The organism is Eggerthella guodeyinii (assembly GCF_009834925.2).
Taxonomy (GTDB): domain Bacteria; phylum Actinomycetota; class Coriobacteriia; order Coriobacteriales; family Eggerthellaceae; genus Eggerthella; species Eggerthella guodeyinii.
Map to the genome: position 1 here is coordinate 2,052,606 of NZ_CP063310.1, position 24,598 is coordinate 2,077,203.

A 24,598-nucleotide genomic window follows, 5' to 3' on the forward strand; every position below is an offset into this window, starting at 1 on the left:
CGGCCGAGCAGCAACCGTGCCGCGCCGCCGCACCCGCAGGCGAGCGCGCCTCGCGAAGGAGACAAGGAACATGAAGCGATAACGAAAGCCCTCTTTTCACCCCTTGCAGGTATCCATCAGCCGCATCGGGTGCGCTTTCGCCATCGTTCTCGACTCCGCCTCGCGCTTCATCCGCTTTCCCAAGCCGCTTGGCATTCCCTTCATCGGCATCGCTGAACGCTGCACCGAGCCGCCCGTGCGCCTCTCAGACGGAGGTCGCCATGTTCGTTACCGCCCATCATCTTTCCCATACCTACGAAGGTGCCGACGAGCCCGCGCTCGACGACGTCTCGCTCACGTTCTCGAACGGCTGGACGGGCATCGTCGGGCCGAACGGCGCCGGCAAGAGCACGCTCGCGCGCTGCGTGTGCGGCGCGCTCCCGCCCGATCGGGGGTCGGTGTCGCCCCGGACGCGCGGCACGATATGCGAGCAGTCCACCGCGCTGCCCCCTGCGACGCTCGAGGAGTTCGCCTGCGACTACGGCTCGACGGCCGTGAAACTGCGCGCGCTGCTGGAAATCGAGGACGAATGGCTGTGGCGCTACGATTCGCTGTCCCATGGCGAGCGCAAGCGCATCCAGATCGCCTGCGCGCTGGCCGCGGAGCCGCAGGTGCTCGCCCTCGACGAGCCGACGAACCACCTCGACGCGCCCACGCGTGCCCTCGTCGCGCAGGCGCTCGCCTCGTTCAAGGGCGTCGGGCTGCTCGTGTCGCACGATCGCACGCTGCTCGACGGTCTCGTGCAATCGTGCGTGTTCGTCGAGGCGGGACGGGCTGTCGCCATCCCGGGCACCTACACGCAGGCGCGCCGGGAGCTCGACCTGCGCCAGGAGACCGTGCGCACGGAGCGCCGCCAAGCCCGCGAGGAGCTTGCCCGCATCAGGAACGAGAGTGCGCGGCGCGACGGGGTCGCCGCCCGCGCGTCGGCCCGCCGTTCGGCGCGGCACCTCGACCGGCACGATCGCGACGGGCGGGCGAAGATCAAGCTCGCCGTCTATTCCGGGCAGGACGGCAAGGCGGGCAAGCTCTCGTCGCAGATGGACAAGCGCATCGAGGCCGTCGAGAAGCGTATCGAAGGCCTCGATGCCAAAAAGGAGGCCCGAGGCTCCCTGGAAACGGATGCCGCTCCCGCCGCCCGCAAGGTGCTCGCCCGCCTTCCCGCCGGCAGCATGCCGCTCGGCGCGGGACGCGCGCTGCACCATCCCGAGCTGTACCTGGGAAACGAGGACCGCATCGGACTCGTCGGCAGAAACGGAGCAGGGAAGTCCACCCTGCTCAGAGCCCTCCTGCGCCGGGTTACGCTGTCGGAGGGCGTCGCGCACCTTCCGCAGGAGGCAGACGACGGCGAGGTGCGCGCGCTGCTCGACGAGCTGCACGGGCTCTCGCCGGCCGAGCGCGGACGCGTGCTTTCTATCGTGGCGCGGCTCGAATCGCCGCCGTCGCGCGTGCTCGACGGGGAGGATCTGAGCCCGGGAGAGGTGCGCAAGCTCCTGATCGCGCGCAGCCTGCTCTCGTCGCCGCATCTCATCGTCATGGACGAGCCGACGAACCATCTGGATATCCGCTCGATCGAGGCCCTGCAGGACGTGCTCGGCGAATGCGCCTGCGCGCTTGTGCTCGTGTCGCATGACGAGCGGTTCCTCGACGCGCTCGTGGACGAGCGCTGGGTATTCGAGGTCGAACGGGCGAAAGGGGAGGTTGGGCTGGGGGATACGTATGTGCGCGCCGTTCGGTAGGGGTGGCGCGCACGGTTCGTGCAGGTTTTTTGCGCGAATCCGGTATGCCGATTGAACCACTATATATTGTATGTTAGGCTGAACCAAAATCGGCAAAGGAGCAAGTATGCGTTGTCCTTCCTGTGGCAATCCAGAGTCGAAAGTGGTCGACTCGAGGCCTTCCGAAGACGGCACGGCCATTCGCCGGCGCCGCGAATGCCTCGAATGCGGGCGTCGTTTCACCACGTACGAGCGCCTGGGCGACAATCCGCTCATCGTCATCAAAGCCGACGGCTCGTCGGAGGCCTACGATCGCCAGAAGCTCATGCGCGGGCTGCTCAACGCCGCCGCGAAGCGACCCATCGGGCCCGAGCAGATCGCCTCGCTCATCGACAGCATCGAGGCCGAGCTGCGCAACGCCTCGCGCAACGAGATCGGATCGAAGGATCTGGGCGACATGGTGCTCGTGCGCCTCGCCAAGCTCGACGACGTCGCCTACGTGCGCTTCGCGAGCGTGTACAAGGACTTCCGCAACGTCGAGGAGTTCGCCGCCGCATTGGAGGGATTGCGCTAACATGGAGCACGTATCGGTACCTTTGCAGCAGCTCGATGCCGAGCTGCCCGTTCCCGCGTACGCCTACGAGGGCGACGCCGGCGTGGATCTGCGCGCCACCTGCGACGACACGTTGAAGCCCTTCGAGCGCAAGCTCGTTCCGTGCGGCATCGCCGTGGCCATCCCGTGCGGCTACGCCGGCTTCGTGCTGCCGCGCAGCGGGCTGGCCATCAAGCACGGCGTGTCGCTGGTCAACGCGCCCGGTCTGATCGACAGCAACTACCGCGGCGAGATCCAGGCCATCCTGGTCAACCTCGATCCGCAGAACGCGTTCGAGATCAAGCGGGGCGACCGCATCGCGCAGCTCGTCATCATGCGCGTGCCCGACGCCTCATTCGACGTATGCGCGAAGCTGCCGGAGACGGAGCGCGGCGCGGGCGGCTTCGGCAGCAGCGGCGTGAGCCTGTAGGTCGTCGCGCCGTTTCCGCTCACTTAGAGTAACTCTAAGCAAGGACGAAAGGGGACGCCGATGGATGCGAGCGAGCACGGTGAAAGCGCCCGGAGCACGTTGCCGTGCTTCGGCATCAGCGAGGTCGCCGACATGACGGGCATTTCCGCGTTCACCATCCGCTACTACGACAAGTGCGGGTTCTTTCCCGAGCTGGCCCGCGATGCGCGCGGCGTGCGCACGTTCTCGCAATCCGACGTGGCGCAGCTGTACTTCGTCGACGCGCTGCGGAAAAGCGGCTTGTCCATCGAAGGCATCCAATACTACGTGAAGCTGCAGCGGCGCGGCGCGTCGACGCGCGACGAGCGGCTGGCCATCGTACGGGCCCAGGAGACGGTGCTCGAGTATCAACGCGCGGAACTCGACGAAAGTTTGAAGCGGCTGAGCGCCGCAGGTGTGGAATTGTCGACGGATCGGGGTCCTCGATGACCTTCATGGTATAGTACTCGCCAGATCCGGTTGAAAAAGCGCGATTTCCATGACCTAGGACTCGTCCGAAGGCAAGATAGGGCCTTAGAACGGCTCTCAGAGCCTCGTTTATAAAACCCCAGGTCAGAAGCCATGAAATTTCGAGAAACAAGGAAGATGCATGACTGATAGCGAACATAGGCCGCCTGAGCCGCCTCCCGGGCACGATCCCGAGCGTCAAACGGAGCTCAACGGCGCTCCGGTACCGTCTTCGAACATGAACGACCTACGCGAGCTGAAGAAGTCCCAGACGATGGTCATGGTGGCCAGCATCGCCGGGCCCGTGTCGCTGTTCATCGGCGGCGTGCTGCTCAGCGGCGTCGGGCTCGTCTGCGCCATCGTCGCGTTTCGCAAGCTCAAGAAGCTCATCGCGAAGCACACGGACGTCTCGGTGCTCGCGCAGCGCCTCAAGCGATCGGCGATCGTCGGCATGGCCGTCTGCGGCGTCGCGTTCGCGCTCAACGCGATCTCGTTCTACCTGATGATGCCCGTCGTGCTCGAGATGATGGAAAGCGGCGACTACACGGGTGCCATGACGGATGTCGGCTCCGGTGCCGCCGGAACGTCCACCTGGGGATAGCAACCGCCGCCAAACCGCATACAACGCCGCAGGATACGCACCGATCCCGCGGCGTTTTCTTTGTCTGAGACCTATCGCCGAGATTAGGGTGTTTGCGCGAAGCGAAACGCAAATCTCCACACCACCACAAGGTCACCGCGATAATACTGATAAGCATAATCGTTTCCAATCCCTCTCGTTTCCCTTCATCATATACTATAGTTTATTGATAATATGTCTTATGTAAAGCTGTATTAGAAAGAGAATATCCCCCTTGATCTGGGCAAACGGATTGAGGAGTGATATTATGCGCGCGAAACTGTCTGCTGTCTGCCTCGGCCTCGAGGCGAAATCGTTCGATAAGAAGGACGCCTCCGGTAAGGTCGTCGAGGTCATCGACTACCGTCGAGCCAAGTTCTCCACCCGTGGAACAACCGAGACGTTCGTCCTGTCCGTCCCTCGCGACTTGGACTGCTCGCTGCTCGCCGACTACCAGGACGCGCATATGCTCGTGGAATTCCGATTCGACGAGAAGTATGGCACGTTCAAGGGCCGTTTGCTCAACCTCTTCTCCGATGCCAAGGCCATGGCTGCCGCGCCCTTGCTCTCCCAGTCCGAGGCTGCCGAAGCCGCCCAGTCCTCGCACCATGCCTAGGCGGTGCGCCATGAAGCCGACTTGCTTCGACGTGATCGAGAACGCGAATTTTCACAAGGTATGCCCCGCTGCTCCGGAGGGCGTTCCTCGCGGCAACCTCCTTGAGGTTTCGGTCAATCCTTACAACGGCCAGTTTGTCGTGACGTTCCAGCGCTCGCCCGAGGCCATCGAGCTTATCGGTCAGGCTCTGGGCCAGATTAATTTCGACTACGGCACGTTCTTCAACTTCGCGGACGATGCCGTCAAACGCGAGCCTCGCTATGCGTTGCGGGCGGTGGTCTAGATGGCTTGCACCGCTTGCGGCCTCAGCCCCGACGTCGCCCGCGCCTACGATTGCCGCGGCCGGCTGCTCCGCTCCGTCCTCCTCTCCCCTGCCGATTTCTTCGATGCGGTGGTGCCCCTCTACAACGCCCTGAACGGGACGTACGTGATCGGCGGGGTGAACGTCGAGTACTCGAAAACCCTTTCTGATCCTGTCGGCTGCGATCGCGGGAGGTGCCCCGATGCCTAGGCTCTTTACCGTCATGTCCTCTGGCGATGGCATCCCTGCCGCCGAACGCGACATCGCGGCGTTCGTCCGCGCTTGGAACGAGCATCACGGCTGCTTCATTTCGACGGTCGATTTTCGTTTGATGGACGACGGGGGCGTCACCATGTTCCCCTCCATCCAACGCGTCTCTCTGGCTTACCGCGACATCTACCCGAAAGGCGGTCGCTGATGCTTGTCTGCTATACGTGCCTGGGCATCGCCGCCGTCTCCTTCGTTGCCGCTTGCATCCTGCTCGTAAAGGACGCTCGCCGCCTGGACGTAGGGGGTCGTGATGGCCGATGAATCCCGAGAAGCTGCCGGTGCTGATACCGGAGGCGCGCGGCCTGATGCCGCCGCACCCGTGGACGATGCCGCCGAGAAGGAGGTTCCCCAAGATGCTGCGGACGCTGAACCAAGCGCTCTCGTTGCTGTTGAAGCTCCTTCGCCTGGTTGGAACGAGGCGCTAGCCTACGCCGACTACCTGCACACGGACGCGGTGCTGCTGGTGCTGGGCGTATGGCTGTGCGCCGGGATCATGCTCGCCCGCATCCTGCTCGACCGAGTGGTGCCCTGATGGATGCCCTCGACGCTTTGTTCAACCTTGCCTATTACGACGCGCTGTCGCCCTTCGCATTCGGTGGCTTGGTGTTCGGTTTCGTTCTGGCGTTCGTGCCCTGGATTGTTGGCGCGTTCTTCCGGATGGTACATAAGTTCGTTTCGTAGCTTTTGAAAGGGGGTGAAACTATGCTTGAAGGGATTTTCACTGCGCTTACCGCTAGCGTTTTTGATCTTGCCAGTTCGCTGGGTACCGCGATTGCTTCCAACATTCCTACTTTGATGGGAGTGTTCGGCGGCATTGTCGGTGTCGGCATCATCCTGAAACTGGTGCGCCGCATTGTCGGCCGTTAGTCCAATCGTTACCCCTTGCGTGGGCGCGCAGCGTTCGCGCTCGCGCGAGGGATGCGCGACCTCGTGAGGGGTGAAGATGAAGGAACGCATAACAACGATAGTCCCCAGAGCCTTGACGGCTCTTTTCCTTGCCGTCGCCTTGTCCCTGCCGAACTACTCGGCGGCGTTCGAGGCATGGCACGACCAGGACGATTATCTGTCCTCGCTCTATGATCAATACTTGTCCGAGTTCGGCGCTCAGGAAGCCCACGCCATCCTACCCGCGCTCGCGTTGCCGGCGGCTTTGACGGCTGCGGGTGTTACCACCGAAACGGCTGCTGCTGCGTTCGCTGCGATCTGCACGGCTGTTGCTGGCGTTTCGCTCGTTCAAGCCTGGGATGATCTGAGCTTGAAAGACAAACAAACGTATGGTTCTCAGACCGGCTACCTCCAAGCTCTGTTGTTCGGCGGTGCCATTAGTCAAGGTCTATGGACTTGGGATCAGAACGGCGGCGAACCTCCCGAGCCTAACGGCGACGGCGGCAACAAGCTCAACGCTGCCATCATTGCGCTTTGCACAGGTGCCGGGGTGGTTGCTGTCAAGGACTTGGCCGATGCTGCGGGGTATCTCATCGACTTTTTGACCAATCCCGCCGGTGAGGACGAGAACGGTTTGCTTACTGGCTTGGGCATTGGTTCTGGTAAGAAAATCAAAGGCTTGGATGTTGATATTCCCTCTATATCGTTGCTATCCAATAATGTTCTCAGCAATGGTTACAAGTTTGGTAGTCAATATAATATGTTTCAGGTTGGTTATACTTCGGACAATAGGTTGCTTTTGTCTAATGTCTTTTCTGGGCAAGTGTTTTTTATTTTATTCCAAAATACTGATGGTCGTTTGTTTTTGGTTCCGCGTCCGTTTTCATGGTCGAAGGGTACAGATGGTAATTATTCTTTGAAATATCAAACTGTTGACCCTTCGGGTTCTTATGAGTATAGATACTTTAATCCTGCTGATGTAGATACGTCTCTTTGTGCTGTTTATCCCGTTTTTCCTTCTGTTATTAGCTTAATTGACAATACAGATTCCGGAAAAGGCGGTGAAATTTACAGCAATGGCGTATGGGACGATTCTTTGATTGATAGTTCAAATTCGGGATTTCTTTCGTCGAATGCTCCAATCGCTTCTTCTGACATGCTTGGCGGCGTTGCCCAAGCAGGTGTTGGCTCCGAAGCGGCGCAGCAGATCGTTAACAGCTACGTGACCAACAACATCGCCAACAGCGAGAAGGTCGTTACCGTCCCTTCGTCGCTGGAGGACACCGCCGATTACGACAAGGTGGTGCGCGATCCCGAGCCTGACCCTGACCCGGGCGGCGATCCCGATCCCGACCCTGGCGGCGACGAGACGACGGCGCAGAAAGCCGAGAAGCTCGCGAAGCTGCCCGTTCAGCAGCTGTTCCCCTTCTGCCTGATCTACGATATACAGCTGCTCGTCGAGCACGTGGCCGGTGGCGGCGTTGCAACGATGGCCGATGATTCGCTGGTGTTCGAGTTCGACGTGGGTTTCGGCTATTTCGATGCCCCGCTGGTCATCGACCTGACGGATTATCGGGATATGCAGGGCACGTTCCATATGGCGTTCGACGTGATGCTGGTGGTGGGATTGCTGTACTTCTCGATTTCCCTCTTCCTCAAGGCAAGGAGCGATTGACATGCTGATGCCTGATCTGAGCTTCATCGACGGCCTGTTGGGCCTGATTCTGGACACCGTCTATAACTTCCTGGTCGCGCTCGTTTCCTGGTTCGACATCGACCCTTTCCCGGAGATGATCGCCGATATGCCGGTGGCCGAGGGCGTCGGCCAGTTCGGCGCGCTCGTCGATTGGCTGTTCCCGATCTCCGATTTCGTGACCATCTTCAACGTTTGGCTGGGCATGATGCTCTTCGCGTGGTTCTGCATGTTCGTATGGCGATTGATCAAGTGGGTGGAATAGATGACGATTTATCTCTTCACCGGCACGCCTGGAAGCGGCAAGAGCTTGCACCAGGCCATGAACATCCATTGGGCGCTCAAAACGAAGAAGCCCGTTATCGCCAACTTCGAGATCGACGCGAGCTCTTACCAGCTCGGGTTGTTCTACTTCGTAGACAATCCCCAGATGACGCCGGAGTTTTTGGAAAAGTTCGCTTTGGAGTATTTTTCTAACCATGATGACCGCCGGAAGAACCGCGAGGGTTCTATAAAGCTCTATCTGGACGAATGTCAACTGCTATTCAACGCTCGAGATTGGAACGCCAAGGATCGCTTGAAGTGGGTTCGCTTCTTCTCCCAGCACCGGAAGTTGGGGTATGATATCTACATGGTCGCCCAGTTCGACACGATGATAGATAAGCAGATACGTTCGTTGGTCGAGTACGAGGTCAAGCACCGCAAGTTTAACAACTTCGGGAAGTTCGGCCAGCTCCTGAACGTCCTTCTCGCTGGCCGCGCCCTCTGCGTGGGCGTGACGTATTGGTACGGCATGAAGGAGCGCCTGGGCAGTGAGTTCTTCCTGGGACGCAAGCGCTATTATGAGTTGTACGACACGCTGAAGCTCTTCAGTAGCAAGGAGCCCGATCATGGATGATGCCGAACTGCTTCCCTGTCCGTTTTGCGGAAACCCTGCGTTCGTCGCCGATATGCGGCAGCTCGATGATGGCGATCCATCTTACATTGTGCATTGCAGAGGTTGCCATGCACAAATCTCCCCGTGCGTTTATCCGACCCCCGAGCGGTCGAGGGCTGAGGCGGTTCATCGCTGGAATCAGCGTGTTGTCGCGGTCGATGACGGTTCGATGCTGCTTCCCTGCCCGTGCTGTGGCAGTGATTCAGCTATCGGTCAAGTTGATTTCTCATCGGCGCAGATTCGCAAATTCTACGGCGAATCGTACGATTCTTTGACGGCTGATGTGACCGGGCGTTATCTCGTTGTCGCGACTTGCAAGACATGCGGGCTTTGCTCTAAGCCTTTCAACTACGCTGACTACAACCGTTCGAAGTCGGAAGCCGTCCACGCTTGGAACCAGCGCGTTGGCGATGTGCTTTCCGTGCCCACCAAGCCCGATCTGTCGCCCGCTCCCAAGAGCTCGTCGTCAGCTTCCCCCTCCAAGCTTAGCCCTGTTGCGGTGTTCTTCGCTGTTCTGGTTATTACCGTTGCCGTTTGGTCTATCGGTCGATCCTTGTCAGTCTGGTAGGCTTACACTCCCCCACCCGCCCCGGTACCGCGGCGATGCGGGTTTGATCGTCGCGGTACCGGGGCGTTGGCAAGCGCAGCGCGTCAGCGATGCGGGCTTTGCCCGCACGTCTTGCCGGACGTGCTCGGGGGCGGTGCCCCCTTATTAACTTGATTAAGTGACACAATGCGCCCTTTCCCAGGTCAGGAGGGCGCACGATTTAGGAGGTTTTCGTGGTCGAGGAACCCTATCCCTATATCAAGCTGACCGAGTGCGGCGCTACTGCGCTCGTCACCCATTGCCCGTTCCTGCCGCCCGACCCGAAGCGCCCTCGCGTGATGCGGGTGAACAAATGGTTTTACTACGTCACGACGAGCGAAGAGTTCCGTCCTTATCGTGAGAAGTCAATTGAGAAGGGCGACAATCTAGCAAGCGTTCGCAAGTCTTTCAACCGTCTAAAAGCCGTGGTCAACTGCAACTACACAATGCCGGAATCGGTGCGTTACCTGACGCTCACCTACGCCGAGAACATGCAGGAAAACGACCGCATCCGTGACGACATGCGCTACTTTTTCCGCAATATGAAACGGCGCTACGGTTCGTTCGAGTATCTCTATGTCAAGGAAAAACAGGCTCGCGGTGCCTGGCATATGCACGTCGTCCTCTTTTTCGCCGGCGAGGCTCCGTACATGCCGAACACCGACGAGGAACACCCCGTGCGCGACGCTTGGGGGCACGGCTTCGTCAACGTCCAGGGCTTCGAGGGCGACATAAACAACCTCGGGAACTACCTGTGCGCCTATCTGACGGACGATCATGCCGAAAGCAAGAAGGGAGCCAGGTTGGTCAACTACGAGAGCGGCATACGGCTTTATAATTGCTCGCGCGGTGTCAAGCGCCCGACTTCGAGGCACCTCACCTACCATGATTACCTCGATTTTGTGACGGACGAAAATAACGTCTTGATTTCTGGGAGCGAATCGGTAATATTCGATTCAAGCGTAGAGCCGAGAAAGGTAGCGCACGAGCTTTACGTGATATATTGACAGCTTAGATCATCCGGGAATTCTCCCCTTCCCTCGCCTGTTTCCCCAGGTAGAGGTGATAATGCAGCTTATGTAAACCTAAATAGGAATTCAGGATTTGCTTGACCAGAAGGGCTTGCCGAGCGGTAGGAACTGCTCGTCGAAGTGACTGTTCAAGATATTGGCGCCTGCCCCGTAGAAGCTGAGGAGCGAGATGACCAGCTCGCTGATCGCGGCAAGCGTATGCGTCGTCTCGTGGGCTACCCCAAAAGCACTCAGGGCCAAGCCGGCGAACAGGAAATCGATGGCGAGGAAGATGAAGAACAGCACCTTGGTGGTACGCAGCGCCCCTACGGTCATAAACGCGGTCAAGAGCAGGTATGCGACGAAGGCGACCCCAGTCTGATGCGGATCGAACGTCTCGGCGGCATAGGAGCCGAACATGCCGTTCGTCGTCGCCCATCCGAACGCCATAGCAAGCCAGAACAGCCCATAAGCGATGAATGCCGTGCCGCCGAACGCGTTGTTCTTCCTCAGATCGATCAGGCCGGCGACAAGCTGGGCGCACCCTCCGAGCAGGATGGCCCATCCCATAAGGGCTGCCGTCCCGTCGGTAAAGCCGAGCTTCTGGGAGCAAGCGACAAGCGTGACGATTGCGAGTCCGAACAGCCCTAAAGCACTCGGGTCGGCCCACGAGCTTCGTTGTTCCATCTTCATCTCCCCCATGCTTGCAGCTCCTTTCGATTAATTCCTACTAAAACAGTAAATTTTGAGCAATGATACCGGCTCGCAAGCAACAAAGCGCGCCGATGGTTCCTCGGCCACCGAACGTATCGGTATTGTCGGTGATCGCCCTCGCTGCGCTTCGACGATGAGTGCGATAATAATCATATGCAGCTCGGCTTGCTTCGACGAGGATCAGGAGCGCGTTAGTGATCCAAGAGAAGGCCGTGTTCGCGATGTTCGTGGTTTTCGATGCCGTGCTGGTGGTTTTCGGTATCATCGTATCGTTCAATCTCGTCCTGCTTCCCGTGTACGGAGTTTGCATCGCCGTCTTTCTTGTTGTCTCGTCAAAGAAGAATCGAGTACGATGTGCCGCTTGAATCCGTTGGCATCATAGCCGGAGCCGCGGCAACGCTGTCGGTCGCCCTCGTGCTGGCGGTGCATCTGGTCTGGCTCGCTGGCGAGCATTGGGGGCCCTTGCCGGCGAGCCAGCTTCGCTTGTTCATCGACGATCTGTCGAGACTTCTCGTCGAGGAGGCAGGGAAGCCCTCCCCTCGGCGATCGATGCGCCGCCGCTCCCTGCGCGCGCATCGATCTTAGAGTAACTCTAATGCTTGACTCCAACACTACTGCGCAGTACTATGTACTGGTAGTTGGTGATACTTACTAGCAAGGCGGTGGGCGGCGTGGAGCACTTGACGGAGATGCTGAAGGGCGTGCTGGAAGGGTGCGTGCTGGAGATCGTCGGCCGGGAGGAGACGTACGGCTACGAGATCACGCGTCGGCTGAACGAGCTGGGCTTCTCCGACGTGGTGGAGGGCACCGTGTACACCATCCTCGTGCGGCTCGAGAAGAACGGGCTGGTGGACAGCGAGAAGAAGCCGTCCACGATGGGCCCGCCGCGCAAGTTCTACACGCTGAACGATGCCGGGCGCGACGAGCTGGCGCGCTTCTGGACCAAGTGGGAGTTCGTCGCGTCGAAGATCAACGAATTGAAGGAGCTCTGACATGGGAAACCTGTCGCACTATATCAACCCCGCGCAGATCGTCAAGGACAAGCGCGAGTACCGGGCGATGGTGGCGCGCGTGAACGCGCTGCCCGAGGACTACCGCTACGCTTACAACAAGATCCAGCAGTACATGTGGAAGTTCGCAGCCGGCGGCGGCCTGGACATGGTGGCGCTGCAGGCGGACCTGCTCGAGCTGTTCGAGGAGGGTGCGTACGCGGGCAAGGGCGTGCTCGACATCACCGGCGAGGACGTCGCGGCGTTCAGCGACGAGCTGCTGGCGAACGCGACCACGTACACCTCGAAATGGCGCGCCGACCTCAACGAGGACATCAGGAAGAAGCTGGGATCGAAGCGGCGCGATTCGGAAAACTGACACGCTCGGTTATCCGTTTGCCAACGAGCCCCTGACGGTCGGGGCCCGCGCTGCGTCGGGGACCCCCGCGCCGTTAGGATGGTCGCGAGGTGATTATATGAGCGTACTGACGTATCAAGATTGGCGCGATACCTGCAACACCGAGCACATGCTGTTGCAGATGATGGGCAAAGTGAAGCTGGAGTCGATGGACCCGCAGCCCGAGTGGAAGCAGGTGGTGCTCGACGCGGACGCGGACGGGTTCACGACCGGGCTCATACCGGCGGGCGCCGACGGGTTCGAGATCAGGCTGAGCATCGCGGATGCGGAAATGAGGGCCGAGACCACGGCGGGCGATCGCGCGCGCTTCCCCATCAGGGGACGCGCCTCGGTGAGCGAGCTGTACAGCCGCTTCAACGCGATGCTCGAGAACGTCGGCCATCCCGTGGCCATCAACCCCATCCCGCAGGAGATGTACACCGACGTGCCGTTCGACCGGCAGGACAGCGCGCACGAATTCGACGAGAAGGCGGCCCAGCGCTCCTTCCGCCAGTTCCTGTTCGCGCGCGGCGCCCTGAGCGGGTTCGCGGCACCCTTCCGCGGCAAGAAGATCCCGCCGTCGCTGTTCTGGGGCACGTTCGACCTGACGACGGTGCTGTTCTCGGGCAAGCCGTGCCCCTTCGAGCGCACCGCCTCCCTCGTGGAGCGCGTCGCCTTCGACGAGCAGTTCGTGGAGTGCGGGTTCTGGCCGGGCGACGACGCGGTGAACGACCCGTCGTTCTTCGTGTTGGCCTACCCCTTCCTCGAGGAAGGCTCGTCGGACGACGCGGACGTGCAGGAGGCGTTCTACGATGCCCAGAACGCGGAGTACTTCCTGCGGCTCGAGGACGTGCTGCGCTACGACGACCCCGAGGCCGCAGTCCGGCGCTTCTGCTCCTCCGCGTTCGACAGCATCATGCGGCGGCAAGGCTGGGAGCGCCGCGACTGGTTCACCGAACCGCTGCTGAACGCCTAACCCTTCCCCACCGCCCCTTCCGCGCACGAGTCGCGCACCTGCCGCCCGCTTAGAGTTACTCTAAGCGGGCGGTTGAGGATGGACGATACGCGTCCGAGGCAGTATGCTGGTACGATGCAAACCAGGAAGGGGAAACGATGAGATCCATCAAGACGATCATGGCGGCCTGCCTCGCCGCGGCCGTGCTGAGCTTCGGCGCGCTGTCGCTCGTCGGCTGCGGCCCGAGCGCGGAAGAGGTGGTGCGCCAGGGGGTCGCCGACGAGCTGGAGCGCCTGAAGACGCACGATGCGGCGCTGCTCGACGAGCTGGCGGCCGACAGCGGCGCCGACCAGCTGGCCGCGTACGGCATCGACGCGCAGACGTTCATCGCCGCCTATCTCGACGGGTTCGACTACCGCATCGACGAGGTGACGGTCGAGGGCGACGACGCCACGGCCACGGTCGTGCTCACCTGCAAGAAGTTCGACGCGTTCACGCAGGCGCTCACGGAGGCCACGACGACCCTCGCCGAGGACGAGGAGACGGCCGCGCTCGACGGCGACGAGCTCAACGCGAAGATCGGCCAGGTGGTGCTCGAGGTGCTGGCCGGGGTGGAGCCGACCGAGTCGAACCCGGTGGAGCTGCCGTTCACGCGCACCGACAACGTGTGGAGCCCCGCGCCCGGCGCGGAGCAGGCGCTGTCCACCGCCTTGTTCGCCGGGTGACGGCGGACGGCCGGATCGGTTACGAACGGGATACCGATCGGTAACCGATCCGGCGTTGCACGACGCTCAACCGGGGGAACTGGTATCGTACGCATCACAGGACGATACCGCAGACTCGTTGCAAGGAGGAAACATGGGGTATGTGGTCTCCCTGCTATGCTTCATCGGCGTGCTCGGGTGCGTTTCGCTCGTCAGACGCCTCGCATAACGGGATGTTCATGAGAAGGGCCGGCTTCCGCCGGCCCTTCGTCGTGTCCGGGTCCGTGAGGGACCCTCCCTCCCTTCAATATTTGCTTGACACGCCGCGCGCGGCGCTTTTTCGGTCATGCTTCACCTACTGTTTCCCAACGGGCCGGAAGCGTCGGGCCACGCAGCCCGCATGCGCTGCGCCCGACGCGCTACGATGCCCGGAAAAGGAGGCTCGCATGGAGCGGAAGAAGAAGGTGCTCGTCGCGTTCGGCACGCGGCCGGAGGCGGTGAAGATGGCGCCGGTGCTGCGGGCGCTGGAAGCGGACGGAGCGTTCGAGACGGATGTGCTCGCGACGGCCCAGCATCGCGAGATGCTCGACCAGGCAGCAGACGTGTTCGGCCTGCGCATCGACCACGACCTGGACCTCATGCGCGACCGCCAGACCCTCGACGGGCTCACGGCGCGCATCCTGGCCGCGGCGACCCCCGTGCTGGAACGCTCGGCGCCCGACGCGGTGCTCGTGCACGGCGACACGACCACCGCCTTCGCGCTGGCGCTCGCGTCGTTCTACCGGCAGATCCCCGTGGGCCACGTGGAGGCGGGCCTGCGCTCGGGGAACCGCTACTCCCCTTTTCCCGAGGAGATGAACCGTCGCCTAATCTCGCAGCTCGCCACCTGGCATTACGCGCCCACCGCGGGAAACCGCGCGAACCTCCTGGCGGAAGGCGTCGGCCCGGCTGACGTCTGGGTCACCGGCAACACGGTGATCGACGCGCTGCTCGACACGGTGGATCCGGCGTACCGGTTCGCGAACGAGGAGCTGGCTGCCGTGGACTTCGAGGGCAGGCGCGTCATCGGCCTCACCTGCCATCGCCGCGAGAACCTCGGAGCGCCGATGGAGCGCATGTTCGCGGCCGTGCGCGACACGGTGGACGCGCATCCCGACGTGGAGGCGGTGTACCCCGTGCACCGCAATCCCGCCGTGCAGGCCGTCGCGTCGCGCGTGCTGGGCGGGCATCCCCGCATCCGCCTCGTCGACCCGCTCGACTACGCCGACTTCGGCAACTTCATGGCGCGCTGCTCGTTCATGCTGACGGACTCGGGCGGCGTGCAGGAGGAGGCGCCGGCCCTCGACGTGCCCGTGCTCGTGCTGCGCGACGACACCGAGCGCCCCGAGGCGCTCGAGGCGGGCTGCGCCGCCCTGGCGGGCACGACCTACGCCGGCGTGCGCGGCTTGTGCGAGGCCCTGCTGGACGATCCGGCGCTCCACGCGCGCATGGCGGCCGCGCCCGATCCCTACGGCGACGGACGCGCCGCCGCGCGCATCCGTGCGGCCCTCGCCGAAGCGCTCGGCTAGGCGAAGCGCGAGACCGCCAGGCCCATCTCGCGGGCGACGTCGTCCACCGACCGGTCCAGATGGAGCGCGTAGGCCAAAGCCATGCCCGCCTGGGGCAGCTCCACCTGGGTCGCGTCCAGGAGCGCCGTCGCCTCGCCCGGCTGCGGCGCGTGCGGCGACCCTTCGCCGCGCAGCGCGCCGTCGAACCCTTCGACCAGGTCGGCCGTGCTGGAGAACAGGAAGAACACGGGGCCTCCCAGCACGAGCGCCAGCTCGGCGCGCTCGCCGACCGGCAGGTCGTCGTCCACCGCGACGATCCACCCCTTGCCGGCGTCCACGAGGGGCAGCGCCGCGAACCGCTCGGCCGCGCCGAGCGGGAGCCTTTCCATGAGCGCGGGCAGCACGAGGAAGGGCGAGGCGTGCACGAACATCGACTGCTGCTGCAGCGCGTACGCCTGCGTGAGGTGCCGTTCCTCCACGAGCCCCTGCGCGAGCAGCTCCTCGCCCAGCCGCACGCCGCGGTCGCGCGCGGAGCCCACGGCGTCCTCGAGGTGCCCCGGCTCGACGAAGCCCTGCTCGAGCAGCGCGTCGCCGAGGAGCCGCCGGTAGCGTTCGAGCACCGAGGCGGGAAGGAACTCGTGATCGGTCTTGTTCCACGCGGGGCCGCCCTGCGCGTCCTCCCCGTCTGCCCCGGGCTCCTCCTCGCCCGCTTCCACCGCGTCGCCCCGATGCTCGACGACGGGCGCGGCGGCCGCCTTGGCCTCGCGCCCGCGCAGCAGGACGTAGGCGATCTTCTGGCGCCACGCGCGGAACGTCGCGCACAGGTTGATGAGGTTGCCCCACAGGAGCCTGAGCGGGAACAGCGGCGGCAGCAGGATGGAGAACGCCATCGTCTTCCACCCGTACACGTTCACGAGCGCGCGCCCGCGCAGCACTTGGCGCTCCACCATCATGAACAGCAGGAACACGCACATCCACCACGAGAAGCTGAACAGCGGGTACATGACGGGCAGCCCGAGGCCGGGCGCGAGCGTCTGCACGAGGAAGTACGCGAGCACGGCGTAGCCGGGCAGCAGCACGAAGTTCGCGAACTTGGCCTTGAGGTCCTTGTACAGGAAGGTGCGCTCGGCGAACGTGAGCGCGCTTTTGCCGAACACGTCGCCCATGTTCGCGCTCTGCATGGTGATGCCGTACACCCAGCGCGCCTTCTGGCGCACGGCCGCCTTGAACGTGGACGGGAACAGCGAGCGCGTGGCGATGTAGTCCCACACGGTGCGCCCGCGCGCGTCGACGCGCGGCACCTTCTCCAGCACATAGTGGACGCGGAAGCCCCGCATGCGCAGGGTGAGCGACAGCTTGTAGTCCTCGGTCAGGCTGTTGCGCGGCAGCAGGTCCTTGCCGTCGAACTCGTCGATGACGCGGCGCCCGATGGCGAAGCCCGTGCCGGCCGACGGCACGAAGCCCAGCTCGTCGCGCATGACCATGGTGCGGAAGTGGTGCTCGGCGAACTCGTCGGCGTACGTGGACGAGGTGAGCGTCTTGAAGAACTGCCGCAGCCGGGGCATGCGCTGCAGGGGGAACACGGGGAACTGCAGGGCGTCGTACTCGTCGATCAGGTAGTTCGTCATCTTGAACTCGTTGGGGTGCACCACGTCCTCGGCGTCGTGGATGGTGACGCTCGCGAAGCGCACGTCGTGCTCGCGCTCGTAGGCGCGGATGGCGCGCAGCGTGGCGTTGATGTTGTCGGCCTTCGACGTGGGGCCCGGCTCGTCGCCCACCACCGCCACGACGGTGCCGCCGTGGCGCGCCTCGAGCGCGCGGGCCACGGCCACCGTGGCGGCGTCGTTGGGGTACACGCCCAGGAACACCCGGTAGAGCGAGCGCGGGTACTGCGCGGAGGCCACGAGGTTGTCCACCACCTCCCCGATCACGGCGTCCTCGTGCCAGGCGGCGATGACGACGGCCAGCATCTTCGGCGGCTTCTCGTTGATGAGCGACAGCTTCACGCGCTTCTTGCCGATGCCGCGGAACAGCGCGAAGACGTCCCACAGCAGGTCGTCGGCGCCGAACACGATGAACGCGAGCGCCACGAAGAAGCCGATCCAGTAGACGACCTGCGCATCCATGCCCGCTCCTCTCTTCGTTCCCTGCGTTTCCCGCTGGATTGCCCGCCCGAAAACGCCGCCGTTGCAGTTCGTCCCCGATCGTCGCCCGCGCATCCGCCCGCAGGCGGGCGCGCGCTACGATGCCGTGAGGTATCCTCGAGGAAGGAGCAGGTCATGGCCGGTAGGAAAGGCGCAATCGCGTTCGGTCTCGTGTATATTCCGGTGGAGCTGTTCACGGCGACGCAGGACGACGCCGTGCGGTTCAACCAACTTGCAAAAGATAGCATGAAGCGGGTGCGCTACGTGAAGACGTGCCCCGACTGTAAACGAGAACTTGAACCTGCCGACATCGTGAAAGGCTACCAGTACGAGAAGGGCAAGTACGTGGTGGTGGACGATGCCGAGCTCGACGCCATCAAGACCGACGCCGATCGCGCGATGAAGATCGTGCAGTTCTCCGACATCGACGAGGTGCCGCCCCTCTACTTCGAGAAGCCCTACCAGGTGGTGGCCCAGCCCGGCGGCGAGAAGGCGCTCGAGCTGCTGCGCCGCGCCATGGTGGACGAGGGGAAGATCGCCATCGGCACGACGGTGCTGGGGAACTCCGAGACGCCCATCGCGCTCATCCCCCACGACGACGACCTCGTCATGATGACGCTGCACTACCAAAGCGAGGTCAAGGACATCCCGAAGACGCTCGCCCACCCCGACGTTGCCGACGAGGAGCTGGCCATGGCGAAGCAGCTGGTGGAGAGCATGACCGCGCCGTTCGACCCGGGACGCTTCCGCAACACGTACCAGGAGAAGCTCATGCAGCTCATCCAGGACAAGATCGCGGGCAAGGAGGTCGTGGCCGAGAGCCACGAGGCGCAGCCCGCGAACATCATCAACCTCATGGACGCCCTGTCGGCCAGCCTCAAGGCCCGCGAGGGCGCGGGCGCGGGCGAGGAGCCGAAGGAGCCGCCGACGAAGAAGCCCGCGCGCAAGCGGGCGTCGGCCTAGGTGCCCGCTTGCGCCAGCTCGCTCAGCGGCTCGAACGAGCGCGAGCGGGCGGACACCCAGATGCGGTCGACGTGGCCGTCCTCGAACGTGCGCTCGAAGCGCAGCCGACGCGGCGAGAGCGCCAGCCCGAGGGCCGTCGCGGCGACGGGCAGGAGGTTCACGAGGGCGAACAGCGGCGGGCCGTCCAGACCGTAGGCGTAGTCGAAGGCGGCCACGGGAAGCAGCGCCACGGCGCCGAACAGCACGTAGCCGGCGAACCCGTAGAGGATCCCCTGGCGCAGCCCCACGGCGGGAAGCGCGGCGACCATGGCCGCGAGCATGCCGACGAGGGCGATGCCGGACACGGCGGGGGTGGGAGCGGGAGCGGACGCCATCACCACTTCGGCCGCCACGAGGGCGCCGGCGATCGCTTCGGACACGAGAAGGCAGCGCAAGAGCAGCATGCCGCGCCGCGGCGCGGGCTTGCCCGCCACCACGCGCACCCCGACGAGGCGGCCGTAGGGACCGTCGGCGCGCACGCCCCATCTTTCCACCCAGCGGGAGAGCGCGCTCCCGCCGACCAGGACGAGCGCGACGATCGCCACGGCAATCCATTCCACAGCATATGCTCCGCCCATGTCAACCGCCTCCTCGAAGGATCGGCTCCGCATGGCGCCAGTATAGCATGCGGAGCCGCGGCGAGGGCTACTCCGAACCGGACGGCGGCGGCTCGGGCCATGCCTTCTTCACGACCTGGACCGAAGCTATGCCGACGACGATGCCGATGACGGCTCCCACGAGGATGTCGGAGGGATAGTGCACGTACAGGTAGATGCGCGAGAGCGCGATGAGGCACGCCACGGCGACGGCCGACACCTTGAGCGCCAGCACCGCCCTGCCCTTGCCGGGCAGGCAGCACAGCGCCGCCGCGGCGGCGAACGACACCATCGAGTGGTTCGAGGGGAACGAGTCGCCCGACGGCGGCGGGATGAGCAGCCCTGCGAACTCGTAGGCGACGAACGGCCGCGCGCGGCCGAACAGGGGCTTCAGCACGAACATGCCGAGGGCGGCCGTGACGACGACGGCCGCGAGCACGGCGATGCCGTAGCGGCGGTGCCGCGGCTGCGCGATGAGCACGGCGGCCGCGATCAGCCACACGAGGGCGAGGTCGCCCAGGTGCGTGGCCAGCAGCATGACCTGGTCGAGCAACGGCGTGCGCAGGTGCTCCTGGATGGCGTCGAGGATGGCGATGTCCACGCAGCCGCCTCTACGGCCGCTTCGCGCCCGGCGCCAGCCGCGCGAGCAGCCCCGTGCAGCCGGCGATCACGTCGTCGTACGTGGCGTCGAAGTCGCCCGTGTACCACGGATCGGCCACGTCGCGGTCGGAGTCGGCGAACTCCAGCAGCTTGAAGCAGCGGCTCTCGGCCTCGCGCCCCAGCTGGCGGCGCATGTCGCGCATGTTCGCCTCGTCCATGCCCACGAACAGGTCCCACTCCTCGGCGTCGGCGCGGCGCAGGCGCCGGGCGGTCTTGCCCGAGCAGTCGATGCCCTGCGCTTCCAGCACGGCGCGCGTGCCGGGGTGCACGGGGCTGCCGATCTCGTCGTCGTGCGTGGCGGCCGACGCGATGGCGAAGCCGTCGGCCAGGCCCCGGCGCGCCACGAGGTCCTTCATGACGAACTCGGCCATCGTGGAGCGGCAGATGTTGCCGTGGCACACGAACAGGATGCGGTACGGCGCGCTCATCGGCCCTCCCCTTCTTCCGGCTCGAGCACCTCGAGGTAGCGCTCGTACAGCTCGGGCATCGCGCGCTTCAGGCTGACGGGCTTGAAGGTGGCGGCGTCCACGAGGCAGTGGGTGCTGCGGCCCGTGCAACACGGCTTCTCCTTGTCGAGGTCCTGGCCCTCGCGGAACACCTCGTAGGCGTACACGGTCTTCACCGGGCGCGACTCCACGATGCGCGTGCGCACGATAGCCGTGTCGCCGTAGCGCAGCGGCGCGCCGTAGTCGCATTCGAAGTGCGTGACGGGCGACATATAGCCCGCCTGCTCGATGTGGTCGTAGGGCAACCCGATGGCCTCGAGGAACCGCGTGCGCGCGTCCTCGAAGTACAGCAGGTAGTTGGCATGATAGACGACGCCCATCATGTCCGTCTCGGCATAGCGTATGGTGATTGGCGTGCAAACCCGCATGGTTCGGCTGTCCGTCCTTTGCAATCGGCTACAATGGTCGTATGAGGAATATCGTAACGTATATGGCCGAAGAGCAGCGCACCTTCGCGGAATCACCGTTTAACCCCGTGGACTCCCTCGTGTTCGCGACGCTCGCGTACTTCAACTACGAGGTGGCGCCCGGCATCGACCTCGCGTCGAGCGCGGGCGCCCTGCTGCACGACGTGGTGATGCTGTCCGACTGGGAGGCGCTCACCGCGCACAGCTGGATGGAGGACGCGAAGGACACCGAGGCGTTCCTGCACGTCCTGTCGGCAAGCCGCCGCATGCGCGACGTGCGCGCCTCGTTCTACGCCAACGAGCGCTCCGACGCGGTGGAGAAGCAGTTCTCCGCGGTCACGCTCACCTTCCCCGACGCCGACGGCCGGACGGCCTATCTCGCGTTCCGCGGCACCGACGGCAGCTTCGCCGGCTGGAAGGAGGACTTCAACCTCTGCTTCAAGGAGGTGATCCCCTCCCAGTGCACGGCTGCGGCCTACCTGTCGGGCGTGGCGTCGGCCCTGTCCTGCCCGCTCGTCGTGGGCGGCCACTCCAAGGGCGGCAACCTGGCCGAATACGCGGCGCTCGTGGCCGACGACCGCTCCTTCGAGCGCCTGCGCGGCGTGTTCAACCACGACGGCCCCTCGTTTCTCGACGACCCGTCGCCGCGCATTGACGACGAGCGGTTCTGCCGCCTGCTGCACAAGACCGTGCCCGAGTCGTCGGCGTTCGGCATGATCCTCGAGCGCCGCGCCGACTACCGCGTGGTGCGGTCCTCGGCCATGTCGGTGTTCCAGCACGAGCCGTTCACCTGGCAGACCGAAGGCGACGACTTCGTGTACCAGGAGGCCCTCAACCCCTCGGCCGTGTTCTTCGACGAAGCGCTCGACGCGTGGCTGCGCAGCAAGGCTCCCGACGAGCGCGAGCGGTTCATCGACACCATATACGACCTGTTCGCCGCTACCGAGGCGGGCACGTGGAGCGAGTTCCAGGAAAAGCTGTTCGCGAACACGCGGCGCATGCTGGGCGCGCGCTCGAAGCTGGACGCCGAGACGAAGAGCTTCATCTGGCAGACGCTCGGCTCGCTGGGCGGCATCCTGAAGGCCGAGACGGTCAAGCGCTTCAAGCCCGCCCCGCCCACCTGGCTGCCGCGCCGCCGCGAGACGTACGACCCCGAGAAAGGAACCGAAGCATGAGCGCACCCGTTGCGTACGGAAGACTGACCCCCCGCCTGGCCATGCAGCTGGCGGCGCCGCACACCTGGCCGGCTGCCATCCTGCCCGTGCTCGCGGCCGTCGCGGCCGCGGCCGTCACCGCGCCGGCGGTGTCGGTGACCATGGCGTGCGTGCTGCTGGTCATCTGCGTGCTCATGCAGGCGGCCGTCAACACGTTCAACGACTACTACGACTACGTGAAGGGCGCCGACTCAGCCGACGACAACGTCGATCCCACCGACGCCGTGCTCGTGTACAACAACGTGAACCCGCGCGCGGCGCTCGCGCTGGCGATCGGGTTCCTCGCGGCGGCGTTCCTCCTGGGCGCGTACGTGATCTGGGTCGCCGGATGGATCCCGCTCGCGCTCGGTGTGGCGGGGGCCGTCATCGTGGTGCTGTACTCGGCGGGCAAGACGCCCATCTCGTACCTGCCCATCGGCGAGCTCGTCAGCGGGTTCGTGATGGGCGGCCTCATCCCGCTGGCGAGCTATCAGGCGCTCACGGGCGTCTTCGACCTCCGCGCGCTCTTGTGGGCCGTGCCCACCATCCTCGGCGTGGGCCTCATCATGTTCACGAACAACACGTGCGACGTGGAGAAGGACGCGGAGTCGGGCCGCCGCACGCTGTCGGTGCTGCTGGGGCGCGAGCGGGCGCGGGCGCTCTACCACGGCGTCGTGTACGCGTGGGTGGTCGCCATCGTCGCGCTCGTGGCCGTGTTCTTCACGAACGGGCTCGTGGTGATGCCGTTCATGCTGCTGGCCTCCTATCCCCTGCTCAAGGCGCTGCTGGGCAACCCGCTGGCCCCGGCGGCCCGCATCGGCGCCATGGCGCAGGTGTGCAGCGTGAACATCGCGCTCGGCGCGTTCTACGCGGCGGCCATCCTGGCGAGCGCCGTCACGCTGACGGTGTAGGCGAGAGAGGGGCTGATTTCCGTGGAAGGGACCGTCATCGCCGCCATCGCGGCCTCCGGCGTCTCGCTCGTCGCGTTCGCGCTGCTCGCAACCATGTTCTGGCGGGGGCGCTGGCTCGTGCTGCTGGCGGGTTCCGCCGCCGCGGACCCCGAGCGCGACGAGGCCTGCCGCGCGCTCGGCAGGCGCATGGCCGCAGTGCTCATGGCGGCGGGCACGCTCATGGCCACGCTCGTCGTGTTCCTGGCCGGCGAGCTCGCCCGCAGCGCCGGCGTCGTCTCGGCCGCGTCGATGGCGAACAACGTGGCGTTCGTGGCGCTCGTCGTGGTCCTGATCTGGTTCTTCATCGTGCAGCGCCCGAACGACGAGCACGGCTCGCCGAAGGGCGGCGCCGCCCCGCGCCGGTCGAGCCTCGACCACCTGCACGCCGCCACCATCGTCTTCGTCGTGGTTGTGCTGGCCGTGGTGGGCGCGGTGGGAGCGGTGGCGGCGGGGTTGTAGCGCCGAAGCCGCGCGGCCCTACCCCTCGAACCTCACGACGAGGCGTCCGTCTTCGTAGCGGGCCCCTGTCACGGCGCGGCCGCGGGCCTCTTCCGGCAACGGGATGCGGCGGCGCTGGTTCTTGAGGGCGACGACGAGCGCGTCGCCGTCCTGGCGCAGGTCGAGGTCGCGCTTGTCGAAGAACGGCACCGCGAGGGACAGCTCGAGCGCGCCGTCGACCTGCGCCAGGCTCGCCGTCTCGGCGCGCGCGAGCACGAGCGCGGGATCCAGGCCGTCGTAGAGCTCGTCGGCCGCCGCGCGCAGGCCGTCGAGGCCGCGCAGCTCGCCGTGGCGGAGCATGAGGCGCAGCACGGGCACGCCCGCGAAGCCCTCCTCGATCTCCTGCATCGAGGCGCGCTGCAGCTCGGTCCAGCGCTCGAAGTAGCCGGCCAGCGCCTCGTCGGGGTACAGCCGGTTCGCCACGACCGCATCCACGTTGTAGCCGTACAGGTGCAGCCACGCGAAGGCGCGCTTCGCCTCCTGCACCACGATGCGCTCGGCCGTGGTGACCACGCGCAAGCTGACGCGGTCGGCGTCCACGAGCAGCGCGCGCAGGCCCTCCAGCTTGTCCACGAGCGCCGACGCCTCGTCGAACAGCGCGTCGTCGGGCATCGGCATCTTCATGAAGCCCTCCAGGACGGGACGCCCCAGCTTGAGCGCCTTGCGCTTGAGGGGCAGCGCGTCCTCGATGAACGAGCCGAGGCGCTCGGGGTACTTGAGCAGCGACAGCGTCTCGCCCGTGGGCGCGCAGTCCACGACGAGCACGTCGTAGGCGCCCGCGCGCTCGATATCGAGCAGGGCCAGCAGCGCGAACAGCTCCTCGAGCCCCGGGAACACGAGCAGCTCGTCGGCCTCGATGCCGGCGTCGGCATGGCTCGTCATGAGCGTGCGCAGGTAGCCCTGCAAGCCGCCCCACGCGGCGCGGCCGGCTATCACCGGGTCGATCTCGAGCGCCCATAGGTTCTCGGCCACGGGCGTCTCCGCGCTGCCGACGGGCAGGTCGAACGCGTCGCCCAGGCTGTGCGCGACGTCGGTGCTGGCGACGAGCACGCGCTGCCCGCCCTCGGCCAGATGGAGGGCCGTGGCGGCGGCCACGCAGGTCTTGCCCACGCCGCCCTTGCCGGTGTACAGGATGATCCTCATGATGCGCGTCTCCG

34 protein-coding genes are annotated in these 24,598 nt (G+C 64.6%); 26 read left to right on the forward strand and 8 right to left on the reverse strand.

Annotation, left to right across the window (positions count from 1 at the left end; all coding sequences use genetic code 11):
- Window positions 1-260 precede the first annotated feature (260 nt).
- The 17 genes from GS424_RS08500 (at window position 261) to GS424_RS08580 (ending at window position 10,176) form a co-directional block, all read left to right on the forward strand.
- A complete protein-coding gene (locus tag GS424_RS08500; protein WP_160941563.1) occupies window positions 261-1,775 on the forward strand; it encodes an ATP-binding cassette domain-containing protein in 1,515 nt (504 codons plus the stop codon).
- Window positions 1,776-1,881: 106 nt separating this feature from the next.
- Window positions 1,882-2,328 (forward strand): transcriptional regulator NrdR, encoded by a 447-nt coding sequence (nrdR, locus tag GS424_RS08505; RefSeq protein WP_009307018.1) that lies wholly within the window; start codon window positions 1,882-1,884, stop codon window positions 2,326-2,328.
- Window position 2,329: 1 nt separating this feature from the next.
- Window positions 2,330-2,776 (forward strand): dUTP diphosphatase, encoded by a 447-nt coding sequence (dut, locus tag GS424_RS08510; RefSeq protein WP_160941562.1) that lies wholly within the window; start codon window positions 2,330-2,332, stop codon window positions 2,774-2,776.
- A 60-nt stretch (window positions 2,777-2,836) separates the two neighbouring features.
- Entirely contained in the window at window positions 2,837-3,244 is a 408-nt protein-coding gene (locus GS424_RS08515) for a MerR family transcriptional regulator (RefSeq protein ID WP_160941561.1), read from the forward strand.
- Between the two features lie 160 nt (window positions 3,245-3,404).
- Window positions 3,405-3,863, forward strand: a complete 459-nt coding sequence (locus GS424_RS08520) for a hypothetical protein (RefSeq protein ID WP_235904739.1) — start codon at window positions 3,405-3,407, stop codon at window positions 3,861-3,863.
- Between the two features lie 286 nt (window positions 3,864-4,149).
- A complete protein-coding gene (locus GS424_RS08525; protein ID WP_160941560.1) occupies window positions 4,150-4,497 on the forward strand; it encodes a hypothetical protein in 348 nt (115 codons plus the stop codon).
- Between the two features lie 10 nt (window positions 4,498-4,507).
- Window positions 4,508-4,780 (forward strand): hypothetical protein, encoded by a 273-nt coding sequence (locus GS424_RS08530; RefSeq protein WP_160941559.1) that lies wholly within the window; start codon window positions 4,508-4,510, stop codon window positions 4,778-4,780.
- Window positions 4,781-5,008 (forward strand): hypothetical protein, encoded by a 228-nt coding sequence (locus GS424_RS08535; protein ID WP_160941558.1) that lies wholly within the window; start codon window positions 4,781-4,783, stop codon window positions 5,006-5,008.
- Window positions 5,001-5,216 (forward strand): hypothetical protein, encoded by a 216-nt coding sequence (locus GS424_RS08540; RefSeq protein WP_160941557.1) that lies wholly within the window; start codon window positions 5,001-5,003, stop codon window positions 5,214-5,216. Before GS424_RS08535 ends, GS424_RS08540 begins: the two co-directional genes overlap by 8 nt.
- Before the next feature lie 102 nt (window positions 5,217-5,318).
- On the forward strand, window positions 5,319-5,600 hold the full coding sequence (locus tag GS424_RS08545; RefSeq protein ID WP_160941556.1) for a hypothetical protein: 282 nt from the start codon (window positions 5,319-5,321) through the stop codon (window positions 5,598-5,600).
- Complete coding sequence (locus tag GS424_RS08550; RefSeq protein ID WP_160941555.1) at window positions 5,600-5,749, forward strand: hypothetical protein; 150 nt, start codon at window positions 5,600-5,602, stop codon at window positions 5,747-5,749. The genes GS424_RS08545 and GS424_RS08550 overlap by 1 nt, the downstream gene beginning before the upstream one ends.
- 21 nt (window positions 5,750-5,770) lie before the next feature.
- Window positions 5,771-5,935, forward strand: coding sequence for a hypothetical protein (locus GS424_RS08555; RefSeq protein WP_160941554.1), 165 nt, complete (start codon window positions 5,771-5,773; stop codon window positions 5,933-5,935).
- Between the two features lie 76 nt (window positions 5,936-6,011).
- On the forward strand, window positions 6,012-7,628 hold the full coding sequence (locus GS424_RS08560) for a hypothetical protein (protein WP_160941553.1): 1,617 nt from the start codon (window positions 6,012-6,014) through the stop codon (window positions 7,626-7,628).
- A gap of 1 nt (window position 7,629) precedes the next feature.
- On the forward strand, window positions 7,630-7,911 hold the full coding sequence (locus GS424_RS08565) for a hypothetical protein (protein WP_160941552.1): 282 nt from the start codon (window positions 7,630-7,632) through the stop codon (window positions 7,909-7,911).
- The gene (locus GS424_RS08570) at window positions 7,912-8,544 is read left to right on the forward strand and encodes a zonular occludens toxin domain-containing protein (RefSeq protein WP_160941551.1); all 633 of its coding nucleotides are present in this window, start codon (window positions 7,912-7,914) and stop codon (window positions 8,542-8,544) included.
- Window positions 8,537-9,151: a Lar family restriction alleviation protein gene (locus GS424_RS08575; protein ID WP_160941550.1), complete on the forward strand. Its 615-nt coding sequence runs from the start codon at window positions 8,537-8,539 to the stop codon at window positions 9,149-9,151. The genes GS424_RS08570 and GS424_RS08575 overlap by 8 nt, the downstream gene beginning before the upstream one ends.
- Window positions 9,152-9,363: 212 nt before the next feature.
- The gene (locus GS424_RS08580; RefSeq protein ID WP_160941549.1) at window positions 9,364-10,176 is read left to right on the forward strand and encodes a rolling circle replication-associated protein; all 813 of its coding nucleotides are present in this window, start codon (window positions 9,364-9,366) and stop codon (window positions 10,174-10,176) included.
- A gap of 90 nt (window positions 10,177-10,266) precedes the next feature.
- Here the strand turns inward: GS424_RS08580 and GS424_RS08585 are convergent, their stop codons facing one another.
- On the reverse strand, window positions 10,267-10,881 hold the full coding sequence (locus GS424_RS08585; protein WP_160941548.1) for an acetate uptake transporter: 615 nt from the start codon (window positions 10,879-10,881) through the stop codon (window positions 10,267-10,269).
- Window positions 10,882-10,909: 28 nt separating this feature from the next.
- On the reverse strand, window positions 10,910-11,170 hold the full coding sequence (locus GS424_RS08590; protein ID WP_160941547.1) for a hypothetical protein: 261 nt from the start codon (window positions 11,168-11,170) through the stop codon (window positions 10,910-10,912).
- Window positions 11,171-11,564: 394 nt separating this feature from the next.
- Between GS424_RS08590 and GS424_RS08595 the strand changes: the two genes are divergently transcribed.
- The 5 genes from GS424_RS08595 to wecB all read left to right on the forward strand — a co-directional run bounded on the left by GS424_RS08595 (window position 11,565) and on the right by wecB (window position 15,506).
- Entirely contained in the window at window positions 11,565-11,885 is a 321-nt protein-coding gene (locus GS424_RS08595) for a PadR family transcriptional regulator (protein ID WP_160941546.1), read from the forward strand.
- Between the two features lies 1 nt (window position 11,886).
- Complete coding sequence (locus GS424_RS08600) at window positions 11,887-12,261, forward strand: DUF1048 domain-containing protein (RefSeq protein ID WP_160941545.1); 375 nt, start codon at window positions 11,887-11,889, stop codon at window positions 12,259-12,261.
- Window positions 12,262-12,358: 97 nt separating this feature from the next.
- Window positions 12,359-13,255: a DUF5996 family protein gene (locus GS424_RS08605; protein WP_160941544.1), complete on the forward strand. Its 897-nt coding sequence runs from the start codon at window positions 12,359-12,361 to the stop codon at window positions 13,253-13,255.
- A gap of 137 nt (window positions 13,256-13,392) precedes the next feature.
- The gene (locus GS424_RS08610) at window positions 13,393-13,959 is read left to right on the forward strand and encodes a hypothetical protein (protein WP_160941543.1); all 567 of its coding nucleotides are present in this window, start codon (window positions 13,393-13,395) and stop codon (window positions 13,957-13,959) included.
- Window positions 13,960-14,384: 425 nt separating this feature from the next.
- Window positions 14,385-15,506 carry a non-hydrolyzing UDP-N-acetylglucosamine 2-epimerase gene (gene wecB, locus GS424_RS08615; RefSeq protein ID WP_160941542.1) on the forward strand — a complete coding sequence of 374 codons (1,122 nt, stop codon included), beginning with the start codon at window positions 14,385-14,387 and terminating at the stop codon, window positions 15,504-15,506.
- Here wecB and GS424_RS08620 read toward each other — a convergent pair.
- Window positions 15,503-17,611, reverse strand: a complete 2,109-nt coding sequence (locus tag GS424_RS08620; RefSeq protein WP_160941541.1) for a phage adsorption protein NrfB — start codon at window positions 17,609-17,611, stop codon at window positions 15,503-15,505. The two genes, wecB and GS424_RS08620, sit on opposite strands and share 4 nt — an antisense overlap.
- A gap of 153 nt (window positions 17,612-17,764) precedes the next feature.
- Between GS424_RS08620 and ku the strand changes: the two genes are divergently transcribed.
- Complete coding sequence (gene ku / locus GS424_RS08625; RefSeq protein WP_160941540.1) at window positions 17,765-18,592, forward strand: non-homologous end joining protein Ku; 828 nt, start codon at window positions 17,765-17,767, stop codon at window positions 18,590-18,592.
- Here ku and GS424_RS08630 read toward each other — a convergent pair.
- The 4 genes from GS424_RS08630 to GS424_RS08645 all read right to left on the reverse strand — a co-directional run bounded on the left by GS424_RS08630 (window position 18,589) and on the right by GS424_RS08645 (window position 20,761).
- Window positions 18,589-19,209 carry a hypothetical protein gene (locus GS424_RS08630; RefSeq protein WP_160941539.1) on the reverse strand — a complete coding sequence of 207 codons (621 nt, stop codon included), beginning with the start codon at window positions 19,207-19,209 and terminating at the stop codon, window positions 18,589-18,591. The genes ku and GS424_RS08630 overlap by 4 nt on opposite strands.
- A gap of 67 nt (window positions 19,210-19,276) precedes the next feature.
- Complete coding sequence (locus GS424_RS08635; protein WP_160941538.1) at window positions 19,277-19,828, reverse strand: phosphatase PAP2 family protein; 552 nt, start codon at window positions 19,826-19,828, stop codon at window positions 19,277-19,279.
- Between the two features lie 10 nt (window positions 19,829-19,838).
- Entirely contained in the window at window positions 19,839-20,315 is a 477-nt protein-coding gene (locus tag GS424_RS08640; RefSeq protein WP_160941537.1) for a low molecular weight protein-tyrosine-phosphatase, read from the reverse strand.
- A complete protein-coding gene (locus tag GS424_RS08645; protein WP_160941536.1) occupies window positions 20,312-20,761 on the reverse strand; it encodes an acyl-CoA thioesterase in 450 nt (149 codons plus the stop codon). Before GS424_RS08645 ends, GS424_RS08640 begins: the two co-directional genes overlap by 4 nt.
- Window positions 20,762-20,802: 41 nt before the next feature.
- Between GS424_RS08645 and GS424_RS08650 the strand changes: the two genes are divergently transcribed.
- From GS424_RS08650 to GS424_RS08660, 3 genes are read left to right on the forward strand one after another with little or no spacing between them, the layout of a single operon-like run.
- Entirely contained in the window at window positions 20,803-21,975 is a 1,173-nt protein-coding gene (locus tag GS424_RS08650; RefSeq protein WP_160941535.1) for an Mbeg1-like protein, read from the forward strand.
- A complete protein-coding gene (locus GS424_RS08655) occupies window positions 21,972-22,904 on the forward strand; it encodes a prenyltransferase (RefSeq protein WP_160941534.1) in 933 nt (310 codons plus the stop codon). The genes GS424_RS08650 and GS424_RS08655 overlap by 4 nt, the downstream gene beginning before the upstream one ends.
- A gap of 21 nt (window positions 22,905-22,925) precedes the next feature.
- Complete coding sequence (locus GS424_RS08660) at window positions 22,926-23,402, forward strand: hypothetical protein (protein WP_160941533.1); 477 nt, start codon at window positions 22,926-22,928, stop codon at window positions 23,400-23,402.
- An 18-nt stretch (window positions 23,403-23,420) separates the two neighbouring features.
- Here the strand turns inward: GS424_RS08660 and GS424_RS08665 are convergent, their stop codons facing one another.
- Window positions 23,421-24,584, reverse strand: coding sequence for an ArsA family ATPase (locus GS424_RS08665; protein ID WP_160941532.1), 1,164 nt, complete (start codon window positions 24,582-24,584; stop codon window positions 23,421-23,423).
- Window positions 24,585-24,598 lie beyond the last annotated feature (14 nt).

What these genes read in the sequence shown, in the direction of transcription:
- GS424_RS08500 (WP_160941563.1), top strand. Translation starts at nt 261, where the DNA reads ATGTTCGTTACCGCCCATCATCTTTCCCATACCTACGAAGGTGCCGAC.
- nrdR (WP_009307018.1), top strand. Translation starts at nt 1,882, where the DNA reads ATGCGTTGTCCTTCCTGTGGCAATCCAGAGTCGAAAGTGGTCGACTCG.
- dut (WP_160941562.1), top strand. Translation starts at nt 2,330, where the DNA reads ATGGAGCACGTATCGGTACCTTTGCAGCAGCTCGATGCCGAGCTGCCC.
- GS424_RS08515 (WP_160941561.1), top strand. Translation starts at nt 2,837, where the DNA reads ATGGATGCGAGCGAGCACGGTGAAAGCGCCCGGAGCACGTTGCCGTGC.
- GS424_RS08520 (WP_235904739.1), top strand. Translation starts at nt 3,405, where the DNA reads ATGACTGATAGCGAACATAGGCCGCCTGAGCCGCCTCCCGGGCACGAT.
- GS424_RS08525 (WP_160941560.1), top strand. Translation starts at nt 4,150, where the DNA reads ATGCGCGCGAAACTGTCTGCTGTCTGCCTCGGCCTCGAGGCGAAATCG.
- GS424_RS08530 (WP_160941559.1), top strand. Translation starts at nt 4,508, where the DNA reads ATGAAGCCGACTTGCTTCGACGTGATCGAGAACGCGAATTTTCACAAG.
- GS424_RS08535 (WP_160941558.1), top strand. Translation starts at nt 4,781, where the DNA reads ATGGCTTGCACCGCTTGCGGCCTCAGCCCCGACGTCGCCCGCGCCTAC.
- GS424_RS08540 (WP_160941557.1), top strand. Translation starts at nt 5,001, where the DNA reads ATGCCTAGGCTCTTTACCGTCATGTCCTCTGGCGATGGCATCCCTGCC.
- GS424_RS08545 (WP_160941556.1), top strand. Translation starts at nt 5,319, where the DNA reads ATGGCCGATGAATCCCGAGAAGCTGCCGGTGCTGATACCGGAGGCGCG.
- GS424_RS08550 (WP_160941555.1), top strand. Translation starts at nt 5,600, where the DNA reads ATGGATGCCCTCGACGCTTTGTTCAACCTTGCCTATTACGACGCGCTG.
- GS424_RS08555 (WP_160941554.1), top strand. Translation starts at nt 5,771, where the DNA reads ATGCTTGAAGGGATTTTCACTGCGCTTACCGCTAGCGTTTTTGATCTT.
- GS424_RS08560 (WP_160941553.1), top strand. Translation starts at nt 6,012, where the DNA reads ATGAAGGAACGCATAACAACGATAGTCCCCAGAGCCTTGACGGCTCTT.
- GS424_RS08565 (WP_160941552.1), top strand. Translation starts at nt 7,630, where the DNA reads ATGCTGATGCCTGATCTGAGCTTCATCGACGGCCTGTTGGGCCTGATT.
- GS424_RS08570 (WP_160941551.1), top strand. Translation starts at nt 7,912, where the DNA reads ATGACGATTTATCTCTTCACCGGCACGCCTGGAAGCGGCAAGAGCTTG.
- GS424_RS08575 (WP_160941550.1), top strand. Translation starts at nt 8,537, where the DNA reads ATGGATGATGCCGAACTGCTTCCCTGTCCGTTTTGCGGAAACCCTGCG.
- GS424_RS08585 (WP_160941548.1), bottom strand. Translation starts at nt 10,881, where the DNA reads ATGGGGGAGATGAAGATGGAACAACGAAGCTCGTGGGCCGACCCGAGT.
- GS424_RS08600 (WP_160941545.1), top strand. Translation starts at nt 11,887, where the DNA reads ATGGGAAACCTGTCGCACTATATCAACCCCGCGCAGATCGTCAAGGAC.
- GS424_RS08605 (WP_160941544.1), top strand. Translation starts at nt 12,359, where the DNA reads ATGAGCGTACTGACGTATCAAGATTGGCGCGATACCTGCAACACCGAG.
- GS424_RS08610 (WP_160941543.1), top strand. Translation starts at nt 13,393, where the DNA reads ATGAGATCCATCAAGACGATCATGGCGGCCTGCCTCGCCGCGGCCGTG.
- wecB (WP_160941542.1), top strand. Translation starts at nt 14,385, where the DNA reads ATGGAGCGGAAGAAGAAGGTGCTCGTCGCGTTCGGCACGCGGCCGGAG.
- GS424_RS08620 (WP_160941541.1), bottom strand. Translation starts at nt 17,611, where the DNA reads ATGGATGCGCAGGTCGTCTACTGGATCGGCTTCTTCGTGGCGCTCGCG.
- ku (WP_160941540.1), top strand. Translation starts at nt 17,765, where the DNA reads ATGGCCGGTAGGAAAGGCGCAATCGCGTTCGGTCTCGTGTATATTCCG.
- GS424_RS08630 (WP_160941539.1), bottom strand. Translation starts at nt 19,209, where the DNA reads ATGGGCGGAGCATATGCTGTGGAATGGATTGCCGTGGCGATCGTCGCG.
- GS424_RS08640 (WP_160941537.1), bottom strand. Translation starts at nt 20,315, where the DNA reads ATGAGCGCGCCGTACCGCATCCTGTTCGTGTGCCACGGCAACATCTGC.
- GS424_RS08645 (WP_160941536.1), bottom strand. Translation starts at nt 20,761, where the DNA reads ATGCGGGTTTGCACGCCAATCACCATACGCTATGCCGAGACGGACATG.
- GS424_RS08650 (WP_160941535.1), top strand. Translation starts at nt 20,803, where the DNA reads ATGAGGAATATCGTAACGTATATGGCCGAAGAGCAGCGCACCTTCGCG.
- GS424_RS08655 (WP_160941534.1), top strand. Translation starts at nt 21,972, where the DNA reads ATGAGCGCACCCGTTGCGTACGGAAGACTGACCCCCCGCCTGGCCATG.
- GS424_RS08665 (WP_160941532.1), bottom strand. Translation starts at nt 24,584, where the DNA reads ATGAGGATCATCCTGTACACCGGCAAGGGCGGCGTGGGCAAGACCTGC.